Below are 17,414 nucleotides of genomic sequence, written 5' to 3' on the forward strand. Positions count from 1 at the left end.
CGGCTCAACGCTTCACTGCGGGCGCGTGCCGCGCTCAATGCGCACACCCACCGATTTTGCGCCACGCACGGCGCCGGGCTTGGACAGCTTCAGCCGCACCCACGACACCCCGAATTCCTCGCGGATGATCGCGGCACAACGCTCCGCCAGCGTTTCTACCAGCCCGAAGCTGGAGTCGCTGACATAGTCGATCAGACGTTTGGACACGTCCTTGTAATTGAGCGTGAGCGTGATGTCGTCGCTCGCGGCGGGAACGGTGTTGTCGAACGCCATCTCGATGTCGAACGACAACGTCTGGCGCACGCGGCGCTCCCAGTCGTAGATGCCGATGACGGTATCGATGCGCAGGTCTTCGATGAAAACGATATCCATCCGGATAGGTTACCGATCTGTCTGCAGGAAAAGCGAGCTCACACCGCCGGCGGCAACGTTTCCAGGTCCCAGCGTGGGAACACCTGCACCGATTCGTCCTGATACTGGCCATGTGCCAGGCGGATCGCGCCGGCCAGGGCGATCATCGCGCCGTTGTCCGTGCAGAAGGCCAAGCGCGGGAAGTACGCCTTGAAGCCATCCTTCGCGCCCGCCGCAGCCAACTCGGCACGCAACCGCTTGTTGGCGCCCACGCCGCCGGCAATCACCAGGCGCTTCGCGCCGGCCGCCTGCAGCGCGCGCCGGCACTTGATGATCATCGTGTCGACAATGGCTTCCTCAAATGCGCGAGCGATGTCGGCACGGGTCTGCTCACTCTGATCCGACTGCTGCCAGGCCAGCAGCACCTGGGTCTTCAGGCCCGAGAAACTGAAATCGAGGCCGGGGCGGTCGGTCATGGGGCGCGAGAAACGGAACACGCCCGGTCTGCCTTGCTCCGCCAGCTTGGCAAGGGCGGGACCGCCTGGATACGGCAGGCCCATCATCTTGGCCGTCTTGTCGAAGGCCTCGCCGGCGGCATCGTCCAGCGTGTCGCCCAGGATTTTGTATTCGCCGATGCCCTTCACTTCCACCAGCATGGAGTGGCCGCCCGAGACCAGCAGCGCCACAAATGGCGGCTCCGGCGGGTCTTCCTCCAGCAGTGGAGCCAGCAGGTGGCCTTCCATGTGGTGCACGCCGATGGCCGGCACGCCCAGCGCCCAGGCCATGGCCCGGGCAGCAGAGGCCCCCACCAGCAGGGCGCCGACCAAGCCAGGACCGGCGGTGTAGGCAACGCCGCCGAGGTCAGCCGGGGTAAGCCCCGCCTGCGCCAGCGCCTCGCGCACCAGCGGCAGCAGCTTGCGCACGTGATCGCGGCTGGCCAGCTCCGGCACCACCCCGCCGTACTCAGCGTGCAGCTTGATCTGGCTGTAAAGGGTATGTGAAAGGAGACCGGTACCGGGCGCGGCCGGTTCCCAGCGCAGCAGGGCTACGCCGGTCTCGTCGCAGGAGGTCTCGATGCCCAGCACTGGCTTGTTCACCACTGGGTTGTACTGGGGCTTTGAAATTGCTGTCGTTTCCACGTTATACTTCGCGGCTCACCGTATTCAAACGGCCCGTTCAGGCGAGCCAGTCTACCACTTGGAGTTTCCATGCCCAGCGTAAAAGTCCGCGAGAACGAGCCGTTCGAGCTTGCCCTCCGTCGCTTCAAGCGCACCTGCGAAAAGGCCGGCGTCCTGGCCGAGACCCGCAAGCGCGAGTTCTATGAGAAGCCGACCCAGGAGCGTAAGCGCAAGCGCGCTGCAGCCGTGAAGCGTCACCTGCGTCGTCTCTCGCGCGACACGTCGCGTCGTACGCGCCTGTACTGAGCCCTTCGTCCGCCCTGCGGACGGTTTGTGGCTTCTGGCGCCTTGTTCCATTAGGCGCCATGACAGGTAGCCTGGCAGCTGGCGCGTCCATCCGCTGCCGCTAAGTCAGTAGACCTACACTAGCCGGCGTTGCCTCAGCAACGCCGGCTTTTGTGTTTCCCAAGGAAAAGATCATGACCCTTAAGCAGCAGCTCACTGACGACATGAAGGCCGCCATGCGCAGCGGCGAGAAGGATCGCCTCGGCGTGATCCGCCTGATCCTGGCCGCGATCAAGCAGCGCGAAGTAGACGAGCGCATCGAGCTCGACGACGTGCAGACGCTGGCCGTGCTGGAGAAGATGGTCAAGCAGCGCAAGGACTCCATCAGCCAGTTCGAGGCGGCCAATCGCCAGGACCTAGCTGACATAGAGCACGCTGAGATGAAGGTGATCGACACCTACCTGCCGGCCAAGCTCGGCGACGAGGAAATCGACGCCCTGATCACCGCCGCCATCACCGAGACCGGCGCCAGCTCCGCCCGCGACATGGGTAAGGTAGTGGCCGCCGTGAAGGAAAAGGCTGCTGGCCGCGCCGACATGGGCGTGGTGTCGGGCCGCATCAAGGCACGCTTGGCCGGCTAAACGGAAAGCCCTGCCTGCGTCGCTTGCGGCGCAGGCCCTGCTCGGCCCCGTGACTCGGCACGGTCGAAGCCTGTCGCTTTTGTTCACGCGGTCTACGCATGCATGAACGAACCAGGCCGCCATCCACATGTCTGCTGCATGGCCTTCACGTGGTGAAACCTAGAACGGCATGGTCACCGGTCCAGCCGGCGGCATCGTTTCCCCACGGGAGTGCCACATGCTGAAATGGGCCATCATCCTCGCCATCGTTTCCCTCGTGACCGGCTGGCTGGGTTTCGGCACGCTATCCGGCGTAACCGGAGGGATCGCCAAGATCCTGTTCGCGATCTTCATCATCCTGTTCCTGCTCGCCCTGCTGGCCGTGATCGGCCTGATCCACCTGGCGTAGCTCAGTCGATGATGCGTTCCATGCGCCGATGGTCGGGCACACGCCCCTGCTCGTTGGCGAGCCGCGATTTGCGCTCGCCAATGACTTTGAAGCGGGTCCGCCGATACATGGCCTCGGCGCGGGGATTGCTGACGGCGACATCCAGGGTGATGCGACTCCGACCCGCATCGCGCGCCATACCGACCAATTGATCGATCAAGGCGCGGCCGATGCCACGGCCGCGCAACTCCGGCACCACCGCAAGATGCGCTAGGTAATGCATGTCGCCGTCGGGCGGCCGTATCACTGACTCCACCCGCAACCCACGCCCTATAGCGCCCAGTGCGCGACGCGTCCCGTAGTGCCCCAGGATCTGGCGGGCTGCCGCAAGAGTGAAGGACCATTTGGTGTCGGCGCCATATCCGGCCCCCACCGCCACCACCCGGCCGTCCACCATGCCCACACAGTGGTTGCGCCAACCGAACTCACCTGCACCATCGACGAAGCAGTGCCGCAGAAAGGCCTGTGCATCATCGCCATCGCGGGTGGCAAACACGTAATCAAACGCTGTCGGGCCAGAGCTATAGATCAGCGGCACCGCCACTTCGACGTCCTCCGGCGCGGCAGGACGAAAACGCACCTGCAGGCCCGAACGGGCCATCCCCAATACATTCCCCATGTCACCCCCAAGCCATGACGGCTTCCCCAACCACAGCATAGGGCAGCCCGATGACAGGCACAGTGGGCCGTGCGGCCCGAATCGGGGGACACGCGGCCAGAAACGCGCCCGCCAGCACGCCACAGCCGATAAACTAAGCGCCTTATGCGCGGACGTATCCCAGACAGCTTCATCGATGAACTGCTTGCCCGCGTCGACATCGTTGACGTGATCGAGCGGCGCGTGCCGCTGAAGAAAGCCGGCCGCGAATGGACCGCCTGCTGCCCGTTCCACAACGAACGCTCGCCATCGTTCTACGTGAGTCCCGCCAAGCAGTTCTACCATTGCTTCGGCTGCGGCGCGCACGGCAGCGCGGTGAAGTTCCTGATGGACTACGAGCGCCTGGAATTCCCCGATGCGGTGGAAGAACTGGCGCAATCGGTCGGCCTTACCGTGCCCCGCGAAGGCGGCGACGATCGTCCTCGCGAGGACAAGACCGATCTCTACTCGCTGCTCGACTCTGCGGCCGGCTGGTACGAAAAGGAGCTGCCGCACAGCGCCGAAGCGCAGGCTTACTGCAAGAAGCGCGGACTGGATGCACAGACCATCCAGCGCTTCCGTATCGGTTGGGCGCCCGCCGGTTTCGACGGCGTGATCAAGGCGCTCGGCGGCAACGATCGCCGCATGAAGCTGCTCAACGAAGCCGGCATGGTAGCCAGCAACGAGCGTGGCAACCGTTACGACCGGTTCCGCGAACGCCTGATGTTCCCCATTCTCGATCGACGCGGCCGTGTGATCGCGTTCGGCGGCCGCATTATTTCCAGCGCGCCTCCTGCGCGCGAAGGTCAAGAAGCGGGCACCCCTGCCCGCACTCCTCAAAAAGAGCCTGGCCCCAAGTACCTCAACTCGCCAGAAACGCCGCTGTTCCACAAAGGCCGCGAACTGTTTGCGATGTGGCAGGTAAAGCAGGCCAATCCCAGTCTTGCGCGCATCGTGGTGGTCGAGGGCTACATGGACGTGATTGCCATGCACCAGGCCGGCCTGCCCATCGCGGTGGCCACGCTGGGCACCGCGACCACGCCGGAGCACACCGAAGTGCTATTCCGCGCCGCGCCCGACGTGGTGTTCTGCTTCGACGGCGACCGCGCGGGCCGAGCCGCCGCGTGGAAGGCCTTGGAATCGGCACTACCACGCCTTCGCGACGGTCGGCAGGCGTACTTCCTTTTCCTGCCTGATGGCGAGGACCCGGACACGCTGATCCGCAAGGAAGGCAAAGACGGTTTCGAGAAACGCCTGAAAGCCGCGACGCCGCTCTCCGAGTATTTCTTCGGCGAGCTGGCACACGACGTCGACACCGGCAGCCTGGACGGCCGCGCGCGTCTGGCCGAACGTGCACGCCCCCTGATCGCCCGCCTGCCTGACGGCGCGTTCCGCGACCTGATGGCGCAGGAGCTGGAAAAACGTACCGGCGCGCGCGCGACTCTCGACACCGCACCCGCACCGCGCACATCGGTGAATCGTCCCACCGTGGTGCAACGCTCGCTGGTGCGCAGCGCCATCGCCCTGCTGCTGGCGCAACCCGGCGCTGCCGATCAGGTGGAACGACCGTACGGCTTCCTGCGCATGGACAAGCCCGGCGTGGAACTGCTGGCCGAGCTGATCGACATAGCGCGATCGCGGCCGGGCATCAACCCGGCCATGCTGGTGGAACACTTCGCCGAGCGCCCCGAGTACCCCGCCCTACAGAAGCTGATGGCGGCCATGGTGGTGGGGGAACCGGAAGCGCAGCGCGCCGAGTTCTTCGACGCATTGCGGCGCATGGAACAGCAAGCGGTGATCCAGCGCCGCGACTGGCTCACCGCCAAGAGCCGCGAAAGCACACTGGACAGCGCGGAAAAAGCGGAACTGCGCGAGCTGCTCGCCGCAAGGGTGACCAGGCCTTCCGCTTGACACGACGCCCCACGGGCGCCCCCGGCACGACACAACAGGGTTCTAACCAACCACCCGGCAAGATGCCCGCCTCGCCCCAGCGATGCCCTTTGAAAGAGGGAACATGGGACATCCTGCGCTGCGACAAGCGTATGGACGTCTTCGTATGGGATCATCGAATCCTCTTGTGAAGCATTGGGTAGTCCGCCAAGGCATGGATGTAGATGGAACTGCTTGAACGACTGATCACGGTGTTCGCTGAGAACGGCTACCTCGCGGTATTCCTCGCGTTGTTGCTGTGCGGCGCCGGCGTGCCTTTGCCCGAGGACATCACCCTCGTCGCCGGTGGTGTCATCGCCGGCCTCGGCTACGCCAACGTGCACACCATGTTCGGTGTCGGTATGGCCGGCGTACTGGTGGGCGACGCGGGCATGTTCCTGCTTGGCCATCACTTCGGTGCACGCATCCTCAAGCTGCGTTTCGTAGCGCGCGTGCTCACGCCCGAGCGCTACGCCAAGGTGCAGGAAAAGTTCGAGCGTTATGGCAACCGCCTGATGTTCATCGCACGCTTCCTGCCCGGCATGCGCACAGCGGTGTTCATCACCGCAGGCTCTACGCACCGTGTGACCTTCCTGCGCTTCTTCCTGCTCGACGGACTGGCCGCGCTGATCAGCGTGCCGATCTGGGTGTATCTGGGCTACTTCGGCGCCGACAATCACGAGTGGCTAGCCAAATGGATCCATCGTGGCCAGAACGGCCTGTGGCTGGTCGGCGGCGCAGTGCTGCTGGTGGCACTGGTGCTGTGGTGGCGCCATAAGCGGCGCGTGACGTGCGAACCGGGCTCGCGCTGATCCACGCATGACTGCCCTGCCCTGGACCGATAAGGCCTACGACGACGCGACGTTCGAGGACGTGCAAGCCAACGGCGCCACCCTCGATGGCATCCGCTTCCACGACTGCAGCTTCGTCCGCTGCCAGTTCAGCGAGGCCACGCTGGCGCGCTGCCGTTTCAGCGACTGCGAGTTCCGCGAGTGCAATCTGAGCCTGGCAAAGCTCACCGGCAGCGGCTTCGATGCGGCCCGTTTCATCGACTGCAAGATGGTGGGCATCGATTGGACTCGCGCCCACTGGCCGCGCGTACGCATGGCCAAAGCCCTCGCTTTCGAACGCTGCGTGATCAATGACTCTTCGTTCTTCGGCCTGGACCTGCGCGAGTTCGCGCTGATCGAATGCCGCGCGCTGGATGTGGATTTCACTGACGCGAATTGCGAGGACGCCGATTTCCACGGCACCGACTTGCGCGACAGCGTATTTGCGCGCACTCGGCTCGGACGGGCCAATTTCATAGATGCGCAAAACTATCGCATCGACGTATTCCATAACGACATCAAGCACGCACGCTTCTCGCTACCGGAAGCGGTTGCCCTGCTGGACAGCCTGGGCATCGAGCTCGAAGGCTGACACTGCATCACGGCAGCGCCAACCCTACGGTTCAGTGCGAGCCTTCTGTACGCCCCGTAGCGACGTCTTCCACATCCTTGCGATGCCACCAACCGCCACCCAACGCCTGGAACAAGGCAACGGTATCGGCATAACGCGCAGCTCGTGCCTGCACCAGCGCCAGCGCCGTCTGCTGCCACGCCAGCTCGGTACTAAGCATGGCGCTTTCGCTCAGATCACCCAGTGCCAGCTGCCGTTTCGCCACATCGAGGCTATGCGCCGCTGCGCGTTCGGCGCGTTCGTTGGCCGCCAGCGCCTGAGCATCCGCATCGATGGCGTGCAGCGTGTCGGCCATGTTCTGCACCGCCTGAAGTACCGTGCTGCGGTACTGCGCGGCAGCCTGCGTATAGGCTGCTTCCGCACCACGCTGCTTGTGCTTGAGTGTGCCGCCATCGAACAAAGGCTGCGTCACTGACGCCCCGAGGCTCCAGAAACCGCTGCCCGCGCTGAATACCTGGCTGGCCTTTTCCGAGGTCCCGCCAAACGAACCGTTGATCTGCACGTTGGGCAGCCGATTGGCGATCGCAACGCCCACCTGCGCACTGGCCGAATGCAACTGTTCCTCCGCCATGCGTACGTCGGGCCGCTGTTCCACCAGTTGCGCCGGCAGGCTGAGCGGCAGGTCGGAGGGAAGCTGCAGGCTGTCCAGCGTGAACTGCGCATCGATGCGCTGATCCGGCGTGCGTCCGGTCAGAGTGGCCAGCAGATCGCGCTGCTGCGCCAGTTGCTTGTCCAGCGGCGGCAGCGTGGCCCTGCTCTGCTCCAGCGCAGTGACCTGGGCAGCCACGATCGCATCGGATACGTCGCCCAGCGTGCGCTGTCTCTGCAAGGTGTCGAGAATGCGAGTCTGCGCTTCGATGATCTCGTGCGTCGTCTGGATCTGCGCGCGCAACGAGGCTTCCTCGATGGCCGCATTCGCCACATTGCTGGTCAACGTGAGGTAGGTGGCTTCCAACTGATAGCGCTGCTGATTGGCTTGCGCCACCAGCGATTCCACCTGGCGACGGTTGCCGCCCCACAGGTCGAGCACGTACGACACGCTGACCTGCGCCGTGGTCAGGTTGTAAAGGCTCGCGTTGGACGCCGCACCGCTGGCCACGTCGTTAGCGGTATCCGTCCGCGTGGAGTTCGCGTTGGCATTGACCTGGGGGAAATACGCTCCGCGCTGTGCATACACGGCCTCCCACGCCACTTTGAGCGAGGCGTGCGCGGCTTCCACGTCCGGGTTGTGCTTGAGCGCATCATCAATCAACGCATTGAGCGGTTCGGAGTGGAACAGCGTCCACCACTGGCCAGGAATATCCATGGACTGCAGCAGATGCTGCGACTCGCCACCCGGGCCAATCCCCGACGCGGTGTCGTGCGCGATCGGTGCGGGTGCGTACTCTGTGGCTTCGGGCGCCTGGGGCCGCTTGTAGTTCGGCCCGACGGCACAACCGGCAAGAGCAACGGCGATGCTCCATGCGAGCAGCGGACGAATCGAATGACGGAACGTGGTCTTTTTCATGATCACAGCACCTTCGACGGGTGCGGACGATGTTGGCGACGACGGCGCTCAATGAATCGCTCGATGGCGAAATAGAAGCCCGGAAGGATGAACAGCGTCAGCAGTGTCGCGATAGGTAGACCGCCCACCACCACGGTGGCGAGTCCGCGCTGCACGTCAGTGCCAATGCCGGTGGCGAGCGCTGCCGGCAACATGCCTACGCTGGCCACGGTGGCCGTCATCAACACGGGGCGGAAACGCTCGGTAGCGCCTTCCAGCACGGCATCACGCAGGTGCAGGCCTTCCTTACGCACGCGATTGATGTTGGCCACCATGATGATGCCGTTCTGTACCGCGACACCGAACAACGCGATGAAGCCCACAGCAGTAGCGATATTGAGCGTCTCCCCGCGCACGTGCAGTGAAATCAGGCCACCGACGGTCGCCAGCGGAACGACCGCCAATACCATCACCGCCTGATGCAGCTTGCCGAATTCGAAGAACAGGAACACCAGCATAATCGCCAGCACCAAGCTCATCACCACCACGAGACGGGCCTGCGCTCGCTGTTGATTCTCGAATGTTCCAGCCCATTGCAGCTGATAGGCCTGCTTGTCGAAATGCACCTTGGCATCGATCTGGGCTTGCGCATCAGCAAGGTACTCGGAAAGCGCGCGATCACGGTTGTCCACGCGAATGGTGATCTGCCGTTTGGTCTGCTCGTGTGCGATGGTGCTTTCGCCCGTCTTGTAGCGGATATCCGCCACTTGCTTCAACGGTACTTGCGCCCCGCTGGCAGAGGTCAAAGGCAACTGGCCGATGGCTTCCAGGCTGTTTGCAGTCTCGTTGGAGAGGCGTGCCGTCACATTGTAGGTGCGGTCCCCCACATATACTTGCGTGATCGGTGATCCACCAATGGCCGTCTGAATGAGATTGCTTATATCGCCGACATTGATGCCGTAGCGTGCCGCCGCATCGCGATCGGCAGTGATCGCCAGCTGCGGGATCGGCGGCTCCTGAAAGATCGATGCATCCGCCGTGCCACGCACCCCATGCAGCACGTCCACGATCTCGCCGCCGATGCGGCGCAGTTCGCTGAGGTCGTCGCCATAGATGCGCAACACCAATGGGCTGTGCGCACCACCGATCATGTCGTTCTCGCCGTCAACGATAGGCTGGCTGATGCCGACCGAGATGCCGGGGATCTGTTGCATGCGGGCATTGAAGCGACGCAGAAACTCCGCCTTGCTCTCATGATCCGGCCATTTGTCGTACGGCTTCAATCCCACGCCAGACTCGACGTGTGACGGTGTCCACGGGTCGGTACCCGTGTCATTGCGACCCAACTGGGTGACGATGAAGGACACTTCGGGAAATTCGCGCACTGCGCGACGCAGATCCGCTGTCATGGCACTGGCCTTGTCCAGCGACAGACCGGTGGGCATCTGCACCTGCAGCCACAGCGAGCCTTCGTCCAGCTCGGGCAAGAATTCGCGGCCAATGGTCATACCCAGTATCAGCACGCCGGCAAAAGCGACGCCGGCCACCGAGTACACAATCGGCAACTTGCCCAGCAGGCGGCCCAATGAGTTTGTATACGCGCGCTGCAGACGCTCCAGCGGCTTGTTGTGGAAGATCTTCCGCGGCTTGCGCAGCGCGATATACGCCAATCCCGGCGTGAGCGTGACCGTGCAAAGCAAGGCCGCCAATAGCGCGTAGCCCACGGTGAATGCCATAGGGCGGAACAGCTTGCCCTCAGCATGCTCGAACGCGAACAACGGCAAGTAAGCCGTGACGATGATCAAGGTGGCGAAGAAGATCGAGCGACCTACATGCTTGGTCACCGTCATCACGTCGTCTTCGGTGAGTACGGCCTCGGGCTTCTCCTCGCGGCGACGCAAGATGGCTTCCGTCACCACGATGGTGCCGTCCACGATCACACCGAAGTCGATAGCACCCAGCGAGAACAAGTTCGCCGGCATATGCGTGAACTGCATCAGGATGAACACCGTCACCAGCGACATGGGAATGGCCACCGCCGCCACCATGGCCGAGCGCGGGCTGCCCAGGAACAGGATCAGCACAATGCACACCAGGCCCACGCCTTCCATCACGGTGTGGAAGACCTTTTCCTTGGTGGCCTCGACCAAGTCATCGCGGTCGATATACGGCACGATGCGCACATCCTGCGCCGCGAGCTGCTTGTTCAGCTCAGCGACTGTGGAGTGGATACCCTCCAACACACGAGAAGGATTTTCATACTTGAGAAGATCGACAATGCCCTCGATGGTATCGGGGTTGTTGTCCTTGCCGAGAATGCCCTCGCGAACCTGATGGCCGTACTCCAGCTTGCCGAGATCGCGCACGAGTACGGGCACGCCATTGCTCTGGGTCACCACGACATCACCCAGATCCTTCAGCGTATGCACCATGCCGATGCCACGCACGATGTACGACTGCTCACCGCGGGTGATGCGCCCGCCGCCTGCATTGGCGGTGTTGGCAGAAATCGCGCTGCTGACCTGACTGATGCTGACGCCATATTTCAGCAGCTTGTTCGGGTCGAGTTCCAACCGGAACTCCTTGGTGAAGCCGCCAAAGATGTCCACGTTGGCAACGCCGGAAACGCGCTCCAGTGCGGGCACCACCACCCAACGCTGAAGCTCCGACAGCTCCATCAGATTCTTGCTGGTCGATTCAAGCGTGTAGCGATAGATCTCACCTGCCGGGCCGGACACAGGATCAAGCCCGGGCGTGATGCCCGGCGGCAACGTCACCTGGCTGATGCGCTCCATCACGCGTTGGCGTGACCAGTAATCCTCGGCGCCATCCTTGAACACCAGGGTGATCAGCGACAGGCCAAACGTGCTGCTCGAACGCATGCTCACCAGGCCCGGCGTTCCCGACAGGCCACGCTCCAACGGAATGGTGATCTGCTGTTCGATTTCCTCCGCGGCGAGACCCGGCACCTGCGTGGTCACCTGGGCGGTGACGTCGCTCAGCTCCGGATAGGCCTCAATGGCCAACTGCGTCCACGAGTAATAGCCGAAGCACAACACCAGCGCCGAAACGACGATGAAGAGCACGCGCTTCTGGAAGCAGAAGTGGAAGATCGCGTTAATCATTGAGCAGAACCCCGCCCTTCACCACCACGCGATCGCCGGCCTTGAGGCCCTTCAGTACGCGGGCACCGGCCGTTTCGTCGTAGCTCAGCTCCACGGTGTGGCGCTCGAACGTCCACGGCGACACTTCCACGAACACGGTAGTGTTGTCGTTGTTCATCAGCAATGCGGATTGGGGCACGAGCACCTGTGCAGGCTGCGGCACGGCGATGCTGGCCTGGGCGAACATGTTCGGCTTCAGGCGTCCATCCGAGTTGGAGAACACTGCGCGCACCATGTCGCGACGCGTATCGGACTGCAGCACCTGGCTGACGAAACTCACCTGACCATGGAAGGCCTGATCCGGGTAGGCAGACAACGTCGCGTCCATCGCCTGCCCCTTGGCAATGTGGCCGACGTCGGCTTCCGGCACGTTGGCAGTGATCCAGACTGAATCGAGGTCGGAAATGGTCATCAGCACGGCGTTGGCATCGTTAGCGTAGGTGCCGGGAGCGGCGCTCAGCGCCGTGATGTAGCCGCTCATGGGTGCCGTGATGCGGATGCTGCGCGACGTCCCCTGCTGACCTTCGGCGCTCAAGGAGCGTAGACGCGTTTGCGCGCGGTCCATCTCGGCCTGGGCCTGGTTGTCGTTGCTCTGCGCGGTTTCCAGATCCTTCACCGCGTTGCCGCCCGCCTGCTGCACACCCCGCGCGCGGTCCAGCGCCTTCTTGGCCAGGGCGAGCGCATCGGTGGCCTTGACCACGTCCGCATTGGCCTGCGCCATATCGCCCGAATCGATCACTGCGAGCAGCTGGCCGCGGGTCACGTGGTCGCCCAACCCAACCTTCAGATCGCTGATGCGGCCTGTGAGCGGCGCCAGCACATTCGCCGTCCGCGCAGGGTCGGCCTCCACCGTCGCGGGGAACTGCATGGCGTGCGGCGCGGCCTGCATCTGGACCGGGGCGATGACCAGTTCCTTGCGCAGCGGCGAACCATCCGGCACGCGCAGCACCCCATGGTCGTCCACGAAAGCCGGTGCGACGGCCTGGTCGCCGGCACGGTGGCCGCAGCCGGCGAGCAACGAAACGATGGACAGGGCAATGAAAGTGCGGGACAGGCGGTAAAACATGGGGATTCCCCTGCAAATATTTGGCATGCGGCTGCTCTCCACCACCGTACCGGCAGCGGAGAAGTATTTGCGAAGGGGATGGCGTTTCAGATCGCCTGGAGCTGAAACGCATGCCCCGCTCGCGGTGTGACCGACGTCAGCCACCGCTCGCGGGAATCACTCCGGAAGGAGTACGCGCAGGAACGAGGACGGCGTCGTCAGCAAGAAAATTCGATCTCAGTCGATGGGTCCGGGTCCAATGTGCCGTTGCTCCTTTACAGGGTTAATACGATAGCCAGCGAGGCTTACGTCAGGTCGTCGCCGGCTCGCGCACAAGGCGATCCTGCAACAGGCCGGCGCGCTCCAACGGCAGGTAGGCCAGCGCCGCCAGGTGCGAATGGATGCGCTTGAGATCGCGCAGGATGCGCAGATAGACGTCCCCGCCACCACCGCCGTCACGACGCTCGCGCAACGCCTTGATGTGCCGCTCCGACGCTTCGTTCTCCAGCCGCCACAGTGCCTCTTTGCGGGCAATGAGCTGCTGCGCCGCGCGCAGATCGCCACGCAGGAACACGGTCAGGCCCAAACGCAGGCTTTCCATCACCAGCGTGTGCATGGCAGCCAGGTCCTGGATGTCGTCTGCAGAGAAATCCTGTCCGCTGGCTGCCTTTTTGGCGGCGAACTCCATCAGGTTGTTGGCGGTGATGTCGCCGATGTGCTCGATATTGATGACGAACGCGAGGATCTCCTGGCTGCGTTCGCCGTCTTCCTCGTTCAACGCCTGACCACCAAGATCCGCCAGGTACTCGCGGATGGCCATGCCCAGCTTGTCCAGTGAAGGGTCCATTCGGCTAACGGCAGCGGCGCGCGTGCGATCGTCCTTGCCGAACACCTCGACCAGGCCCTTGAGCATGCTCTCCACCATATCGGCCATGCGCATGGATTCACGCGCTGCGTTCGCCAGCGCGACGTTGGCTGAATCCAGCGCGCCCTCATCCAGATACTGCGGCACACCCGGATCATTGGGCTTGGGGGGCTCGGGCAGCAGGCGCACAAGCAGGCGTGCCAGGCTTTCCACCGGCACGATGAAGATAAACGCGAGTGCCAAGTTGAACGCGGTGTGGAAGTTCACCACGATGCGCGCCGGCGATGCGCCGAGCGGAGCCAACCAGTGCGCGATCAACGGCAGCAACGGTAGGCACACCACACAGCCAAACGCACGCACCATCAGGTTGCCCATCGGCAAGCGGCGGGCGAACGGCGTATGCGCCTCCATCAACGCGGGAATAGTGCTGCCGAGGTTGGCGCCCAGCACGAGTGCGAGCGCCCCCGGCGCGTCAACCACGCCCGCGGTCGCCAGCGACACGATCAACAGCACCACCGCGACGCTGGAATGGCAGGCCCAGGTCAGCACCGCGGCCACCAGCATCGCGAGCACCGGCTCGCTGGCCAGGCTCTGCAGGATGGCGTGCAGTACCGCGGCATTCTCCACCGGCGCCATCGCGCCAACCAGCAGATGCAGGGCGAGCAGCATCAGGCCCAGGCCGATGGCGACGCGACCGAGGTTCTCGTAGCTCACATCGTCCGTGCGGCGATGAATGGTGAAGCCGATCAGGATCAGCACAGGTGCCACGATGGAGATGTCGAACGACATCACCTGCACGATCAGCGTGGTACCCACATTGGCGCCAAGCATGACGGCCAGCCCGGGAGCCAGGCCAAGAAAACCGCTGGCAGCGAATGAAGTAGCCATCAGGCCGGTCGCGGTACTGCTCTGGAGCAGTGCCGTGACGCATACGCCGAAGCCAAGCGCAGCCGGGCGATGGCCGAGATAGCGACCCATCCAGCGGCGCAGCATGCTGCCATAGCCACGGAGCACGCCACTGGTGACCATGTGGGTGCCCCACAGCAGCAGGGCAACGTAACCCGCAATGTCGAGAAGAGCGAAGGTGCCTTTCATGGCATGACCTCCCTTGTTGAAGCGTGACGCAAGAGCATCCACGCACTCCCTTGCGGGAGTCTGTGATCAGACGAAACGCCTTGGCGGCGTCCTTATGGAATGGCCAACCGGCGACGACTGCCCACGGCAAACCGCCAGCCCGCATCGTCGTCGTTCCGCTCGCAACGGAACGACCAACCGGATGGTCACAGCGGCCACGGCCGCCGTGACCTCAGCTTACAGCCAGCGCCCGTACCGCCGGATATAGACCAACTTCATCAGCTGGGTCAGCACGCAGTACGTGAGCACCGTCGCGGCAAGCCAGCCGAAGTACACGCCCGGCATCGGCATCATGCCGATCTTCGCGCCAAGGTCCGTGTATGGCACGTACATGCCAATGATGATGATGGCCGTGGTCAGCGCCAGCACTGGTGCCGAGGCAATGCTCTGCAGGAACGGGATCTTGCGCGTGCGGATCATGTGCACGATCAAGGTCTGCGTGAGCAAGCTCTCGATGAACCAACCGGACTGGAAGAACGACTGGTGTTCCGGCGAATTTGCGCCGAACAGGTACCACAGCAGCAGGAACGTGGTGATGTCGAAGATCGAGCTCACCGGACCGATCCACACCATGAAACGGCCGATGTCGCTGGCGTCCCATTTGCGCGGCTTGCGCAGGTACTCGTCGTCCATGCGGTCGAACGGAATGGACAGCTGGGAGATGTCGTACAGCAGGTTCAGCACCAGAATCTGCAACGGCAACATCGGCAGGAACGGCAGGAACGCACTCGCGATCAGCACCGAGAACATGTTGCCGAAGTTCGAGCTGGCGGTCATCTTGATGTACTTGATGATGTTGCCGAAGGTGATGCGACCCTCGATAACACCCTCTTCCAGCACCATCAGGTTCTTTTCGAGCAGGATGATGTCCGCCGATTCCTTGGCGATGTCGGTGGCGGTATCCACCGAGATACCCACATCGGCTTCACGCAACGCCGGCGCATCGTTGATGCCGTCGCCCAGGAAGCCCACGGTGTGGCCCTGACGCTGCAGCGACTTCACCACGCGCGCCTTCTGCAGCGGCGACATCTTGGCGAACACCGTCGTGCGCTTCACCAGCACATCCAGCTCGTCGTCGTTCAACGGCTCGATGTGCTTGCCCTGCGCCGAGTGCTCGACATCCAGCCCCACTTCGCGGCAGATCTTGCGCGTCACCGCCTCGTTGTCGCCGGTGATCACCTTCACTTCGACGCCGTGGTGATGCAGCGCCGCGATGGCGGTGGCTGCACTGTCCTTCGGCGGATCGAGGAAGGCCAAGCAGCCGACCGCGATAAGGTTGCTTTCGTCGGCCACGCCGTAGGCCCGGCTGGCCGGCGGCTGGCGCTTGATAGCGACCACAAGCACGCGCAGACCGTCCTCATTAAGGCCGCGCGTCATCGCCTTGATGTCCGCGCGCATCTCGTCGGTCATCGGCAAGACTTCGTCGCCGGCCATCGCCGACGAGCAGATCGCCAGCATCTCCTCGACCGCACCCTTGCACACGAGTAGCTCGTGACCATCACCGTTGCCCAGCACCACCGACATACGGCGACGCTGGAAGTCGAACGGGATCTCGTCAACGATGCGGTAGTGCTGCGCGACCTCTTCCAGGTCACGATGCGTCAGCACCGCCTTGTCCATCAGGTTCTTCAGGCCGGTTTGGAAACGGCTGTTGAGGTAGCCGTATTCCAGCGCCTCGTCCGATTCCTCACCGTACAGATCCAGGTGGCGCTCCAGCACGATCTTGTCGAGCGTGAGGGTGCCGGTCTTGTCGGTACACAACACGTCCATCGCACCGAAGTTCTGGATCGCGTTGAGGCGCTTCACCACCACCTTGCGCTTGGACATGGCCAAAGCGCCTTTGGCGAGGTTCGCCGTCACGATCAACGGCAGCATCTCAGGCGTCAGGCCCACCGCCACCGACAGCGCAAACAGAAACGCCTGCAGCCAGTCGTGTTTGTCCAGACCGTTGATCAGGAAAACGATCGGCACCATCACCGCCATGAAGCGGATCAGTAGCCAGCTGACGCTGTTCACGCCCTTGTCGAAGCTGGTCTGCACGCGCTGACCGACGATGGTCCGCGCAATCGAGCCCAGGTACGTGCGCGCACCCGTCGCCACCACCACCGCCGTGGCAGTGCCGCTCACGACATTGGTGCCCATGTAGCAGATGGTGGGCAGATCCAGCGGGTTGTCGCTGTGCGCGCTGCCTTCCAGCTCCTCACCGCTGTGCACGTGCGCGGGTGCCGACTTCTCCACCGGCAGCGACTCACCCGTGAGGATGGCCTGGCTGATGAACAGGTCCTTCGCCGAAACCAGGCGCAGGTCAGCCGGCACCATGTCGCCCGCGGCCAGATGCACGATGTCACCCGCGACCAGCTCGCCCACCGGCACTTCGATGCGCTCGCTGTGACCATCCGAGGCGCGACGCGTCACCGTGGCGGTGTTGCGCACCATCGCCTTGAGCTTTTCCGCTGCCTTCGAGGAACGGTATTCCTGCGTAAAGCTCAGCAGCACGCTGATGCCCACCATCACCGCGATGATGATCGGGCCAGTGAGATCGCTGCTGTCCGTGGCCACCTGCACCACCGCCAGCACCAGCAGCACGATGATGAACGGGTTCTTGAACGCCTTGAGCAGTTGCACCGACCAGTGCGGCGGCTTCTCGTGCGAGACCTCGTTGAGGCCGTCACGATCCAGGCGCTCGCTGATCTGCTCTTCATTGAGCCCGGCGGCACTGGTATCGAGGGCCGCGTACAGCGCCTCGTTATGGCGGAACGCCTCCTGGGCGACGACCACGCGCACCGGCGCGGCGGCGCTCGAGCCGGCCGCCTTGTTGGGGACCGTCTGGGTGGAGTGCTTCAACATGACTCGCTTCCGTGAAATCGGGAC

The 17,414-nt window shown here is 63.5% G+C and carries 14 protein-coding genes; 6 read left to right on the top strand and 8 right to left on the bottom strand.

From position 1 onward, the window contains the following. Window positions 1-12: 12 nt before the first annotated feature. Window positions 13-372, bottom strand: a complete 360-nt coding sequence (gene folB, locus DyAD56_RS12040) for a dihydroneopterin aldolase (RefSeq protein WP_102303013.1) — start codon at window positions 370-372, stop codon at window positions 13-15. A gap of 38 nt (window positions 373-410) precedes the next feature. Then, entirely contained in the window at window positions 411-1,436 is a 1,026-nt protein-coding gene (tsaD, locus tag DyAD56_RS12045; RefSeq protein ID WP_102303127.1) for a tRNA (adenosine(37)-N6)-threonylcarbamoyltransferase complex transferase subunit TsaD, read from the bottom strand. A 123-nt stretch (window positions 1,437-1,559) separates the two neighbouring features. On the opposite strand from tsaD, the gene rpsU reads away from it, so the two are divergent. From rpsU to DyAD56_RS12060, 3 genes are all read left to right on the top strand, one after another. Further along, window positions 1,560-1,775, top strand: coding sequence for a 30S ribosomal protein S21 (rpsU, locus tag DyAD56_RS12050; RefSeq protein ID WP_014404075.1), 216 nt, complete (start codon window positions 1,560-1,562; stop codon window positions 1,773-1,775). Between the two features lie 173 nt (window positions 1,776-1,948). Next, a complete protein-coding gene (locus DyAD56_RS12055; protein WP_102303014.1) occupies window positions 1,949-2,395 on the top strand; it encodes a GatB/YqeY domain-containing protein in 447 nt (148 codons plus the stop codon). Window positions 2,396-2,612: 217 nt separating this feature from the next. After that, a complete protein-coding gene (locus tag DyAD56_RS12060) occupies window positions 2,613-2,783 on the top strand; it encodes a DUF1328 family protein (protein ID WP_102303015.1) in 171 nt (56 codons plus the stop codon). 1 nt (window position 2,784) lies between these two features. Here the strand turns inward: DyAD56_RS12060 and DyAD56_RS12065 are convergent, their stop codons facing one another. Continuing rightward, complete coding sequence (locus tag DyAD56_RS12065) at window positions 2,785-3,423, bottom strand: GNAT family N-acetyltransferase (RefSeq protein ID WP_102303016.1); 639 nt, start codon at window positions 3,421-3,423, stop codon at window positions 2,785-2,787. 162 nt (window positions 3,424-3,585) lie between these two features. Here DyAD56_RS12065 and dnaG point away from each other — a divergent pair, with 162 nt between their 5' ends. From dnaG to DyAD56_RS12080, 3 genes are all read left to right on the top strand, one after another. Next, window positions 3,586-5,370 (top strand): DNA primase, encoded by a 1,785-nt coding sequence (gene dnaG / locus DyAD56_RS12070; protein ID WP_102303017.1) that lies wholly within the window; start codon window positions 3,586-3,588, stop codon window positions 5,368-5,370. Window positions 5,371-5,573: 203 nt separating this feature from the next. Next, window positions 5,574-6,200 (top strand): DedA family protein, encoded by a 627-nt coding sequence (locus DyAD56_RS12075; protein WP_102303018.1) that lies wholly within the window; start codon window positions 5,574-5,576, stop codon window positions 6,198-6,200. Between the two features lie 7 nt (window positions 6,201-6,207). Next, window positions 6,208-6,810 carry a pentapeptide repeat-containing protein gene (locus DyAD56_RS12080; RefSeq protein WP_102303019.1) on the top strand — a complete coding sequence of 201 codons (603 nt, stop codon included), beginning with the start codon at window positions 6,208-6,210 and terminating at the stop codon, window positions 6,808-6,810. Between the two features lie 31 nt (window positions 6,811-6,841). Here the strand turns inward: DyAD56_RS12080 and DyAD56_RS12085 are convergent, their stop codons facing one another. From DyAD56_RS12085 to mgtA, 5 genes are all read right to left on the bottom strand, one after another. After that, window positions 6,842-8,356 (bottom strand): efflux transporter outer membrane subunit, encoded by a 1,515-nt coding sequence (locus DyAD56_RS12085; RefSeq protein WP_102303128.1) that lies wholly within the window; start codon window positions 8,354-8,356, stop codon window positions 6,842-6,844. Window positions 8,357-8,358: 2 nt separating this feature from the next. After that, a complete protein-coding gene (locus DyAD56_RS12090; protein ID WP_102303020.1) occupies window positions 8,359-11,460 on the bottom strand; it encodes a CusA/CzcA family heavy metal efflux RND transporter in 3,102 nt (1,033 codons plus the stop codon). Beyond that, window positions 11,453-12,565, bottom strand: coding sequence for an efflux RND transporter periplasmic adaptor subunit (locus DyAD56_RS12095; RefSeq protein ID WP_102303021.1), 1,113 nt, complete (start codon window positions 12,563-12,565; stop codon window positions 11,453-11,455). Before DyAD56_RS12095 ends, DyAD56_RS12090 begins: the two co-directional genes overlap by 8 nt. A gap of 289 nt (window positions 12,566-12,854) precedes the next feature. Then, window positions 12,855-14,504, bottom strand: coding sequence for a Na/Pi cotransporter family protein (locus DyAD56_RS12100; protein ID WP_102303022.1), 1,650 nt, complete (start codon window positions 14,502-14,504; stop codon window positions 12,855-12,857). A 216-nt stretch (window positions 14,505-14,720) separates the two neighbouring features. Beyond that, the gene (gene mgtA, locus DyAD56_RS12105) at window positions 14,721-17,390 is read right to left on the bottom strand and encodes a magnesium-translocating P-type ATPase (RefSeq protein ID WP_102303023.1); all 2,670 of its coding nucleotides are present in this window, start codon (window positions 17,388-17,390) and stop codon (window positions 14,721-14,723) included. Window positions 17,391-17,414: the final 24 nt, after the last annotated feature.

This window comes from Dyella sp. AD56, assembly GCF_002878475.1.
GTDB lineage: Bacteria > Pseudomonadota > Gammaproteobacteria > Xanthomonadales > Rhodanobacteraceae > Dyella.

What these genes read in the sequence shown, in the direction of transcription:
- folB (WP_102303013.1), bottom strand. Translation starts at nt 372, where the DNA reads ATGGATATCGTTTTCATCGAAGACCTGCGCATCGATACCGTCATCGGC.
- rpsU (WP_014404075.1), top strand. Translation starts at nt 1,560, where the DNA reads ATGCCCAGCGTAAAAGTCCGCGAGAACGAGCCGTTCGAGCTTGCCCTC.
- DyAD56_RS12055 (WP_102303014.1), top strand. Translation starts at nt 1,949, where the DNA reads ATGACCCTTAAGCAGCAGCTCACTGACGACATGAAGGCCGCCATGCGC.
- DyAD56_RS12060 (WP_102303015.1), top strand. Translation starts at nt 2,613, where the DNA reads ATGCTGAAATGGGCCATCATCCTCGCCATCGTTTCCCTCGTGACCGGC.
- DyAD56_RS12065 (WP_102303016.1), bottom strand. Translation starts at nt 3,423, where the DNA reads ATGGCCCGTTCGGGCCTGCAGGTGCGTTTTCGTCCTGCCGCGCCGGAG.
- dnaG (WP_102303017.1), top strand. Translation starts at nt 3,586, where the DNA reads ATGCGCGGACGTATCCCAGACAGCTTCATCGATGAACTGCTTGCCCGC.
- DyAD56_RS12075 (WP_102303018.1), top strand. Translation starts at nt 5,574, where the DNA reads ATGGAACTGCTTGAACGACTGATCACGGTGTTCGCTGAGAACGGCTAC.
- DyAD56_RS12080 (WP_102303019.1), top strand. Translation starts at nt 6,208, where the DNA reads ATGACTGCCCTGCCCTGGACCGATAAGGCCTACGACGACGCGACGTTC.
- DyAD56_RS12085 (WP_102303128.1), bottom strand. Translation starts at nt 8,356, where the DNA reads ATGAAAAAGACCACGTTCCGTCATTCGATTCGTCCGCTGCTCGCATGG.
- DyAD56_RS12090 (WP_102303020.1), bottom strand. Translation starts at nt 11,460, where the DNA reads ATGATTAACGCGATCTTCCACTTCTGCTTCCAGAAGCGCGTGCTCTTC.
- DyAD56_RS12095 (WP_102303021.1), bottom strand. Translation starts at nt 12,565, where the DNA reads ATGTTTTACCGCCTGTCCCGCACTTTCATTGCCCTGTCCATCGTTTCG.
- DyAD56_RS12100 (WP_102303022.1), bottom strand. Translation starts at nt 14,504, where the DNA reads ATGAAAGGCACCTTCGCTCTTCTCGACATTGCGGGTTACGTTGCCCTG.
- mgtA (WP_102303023.1), bottom strand. Translation starts at nt 17,390, where the DNA reads ATGTTGAAGCACTCCACCCAGACGGTCCCCAACAAGGCGGCCGGCTCG.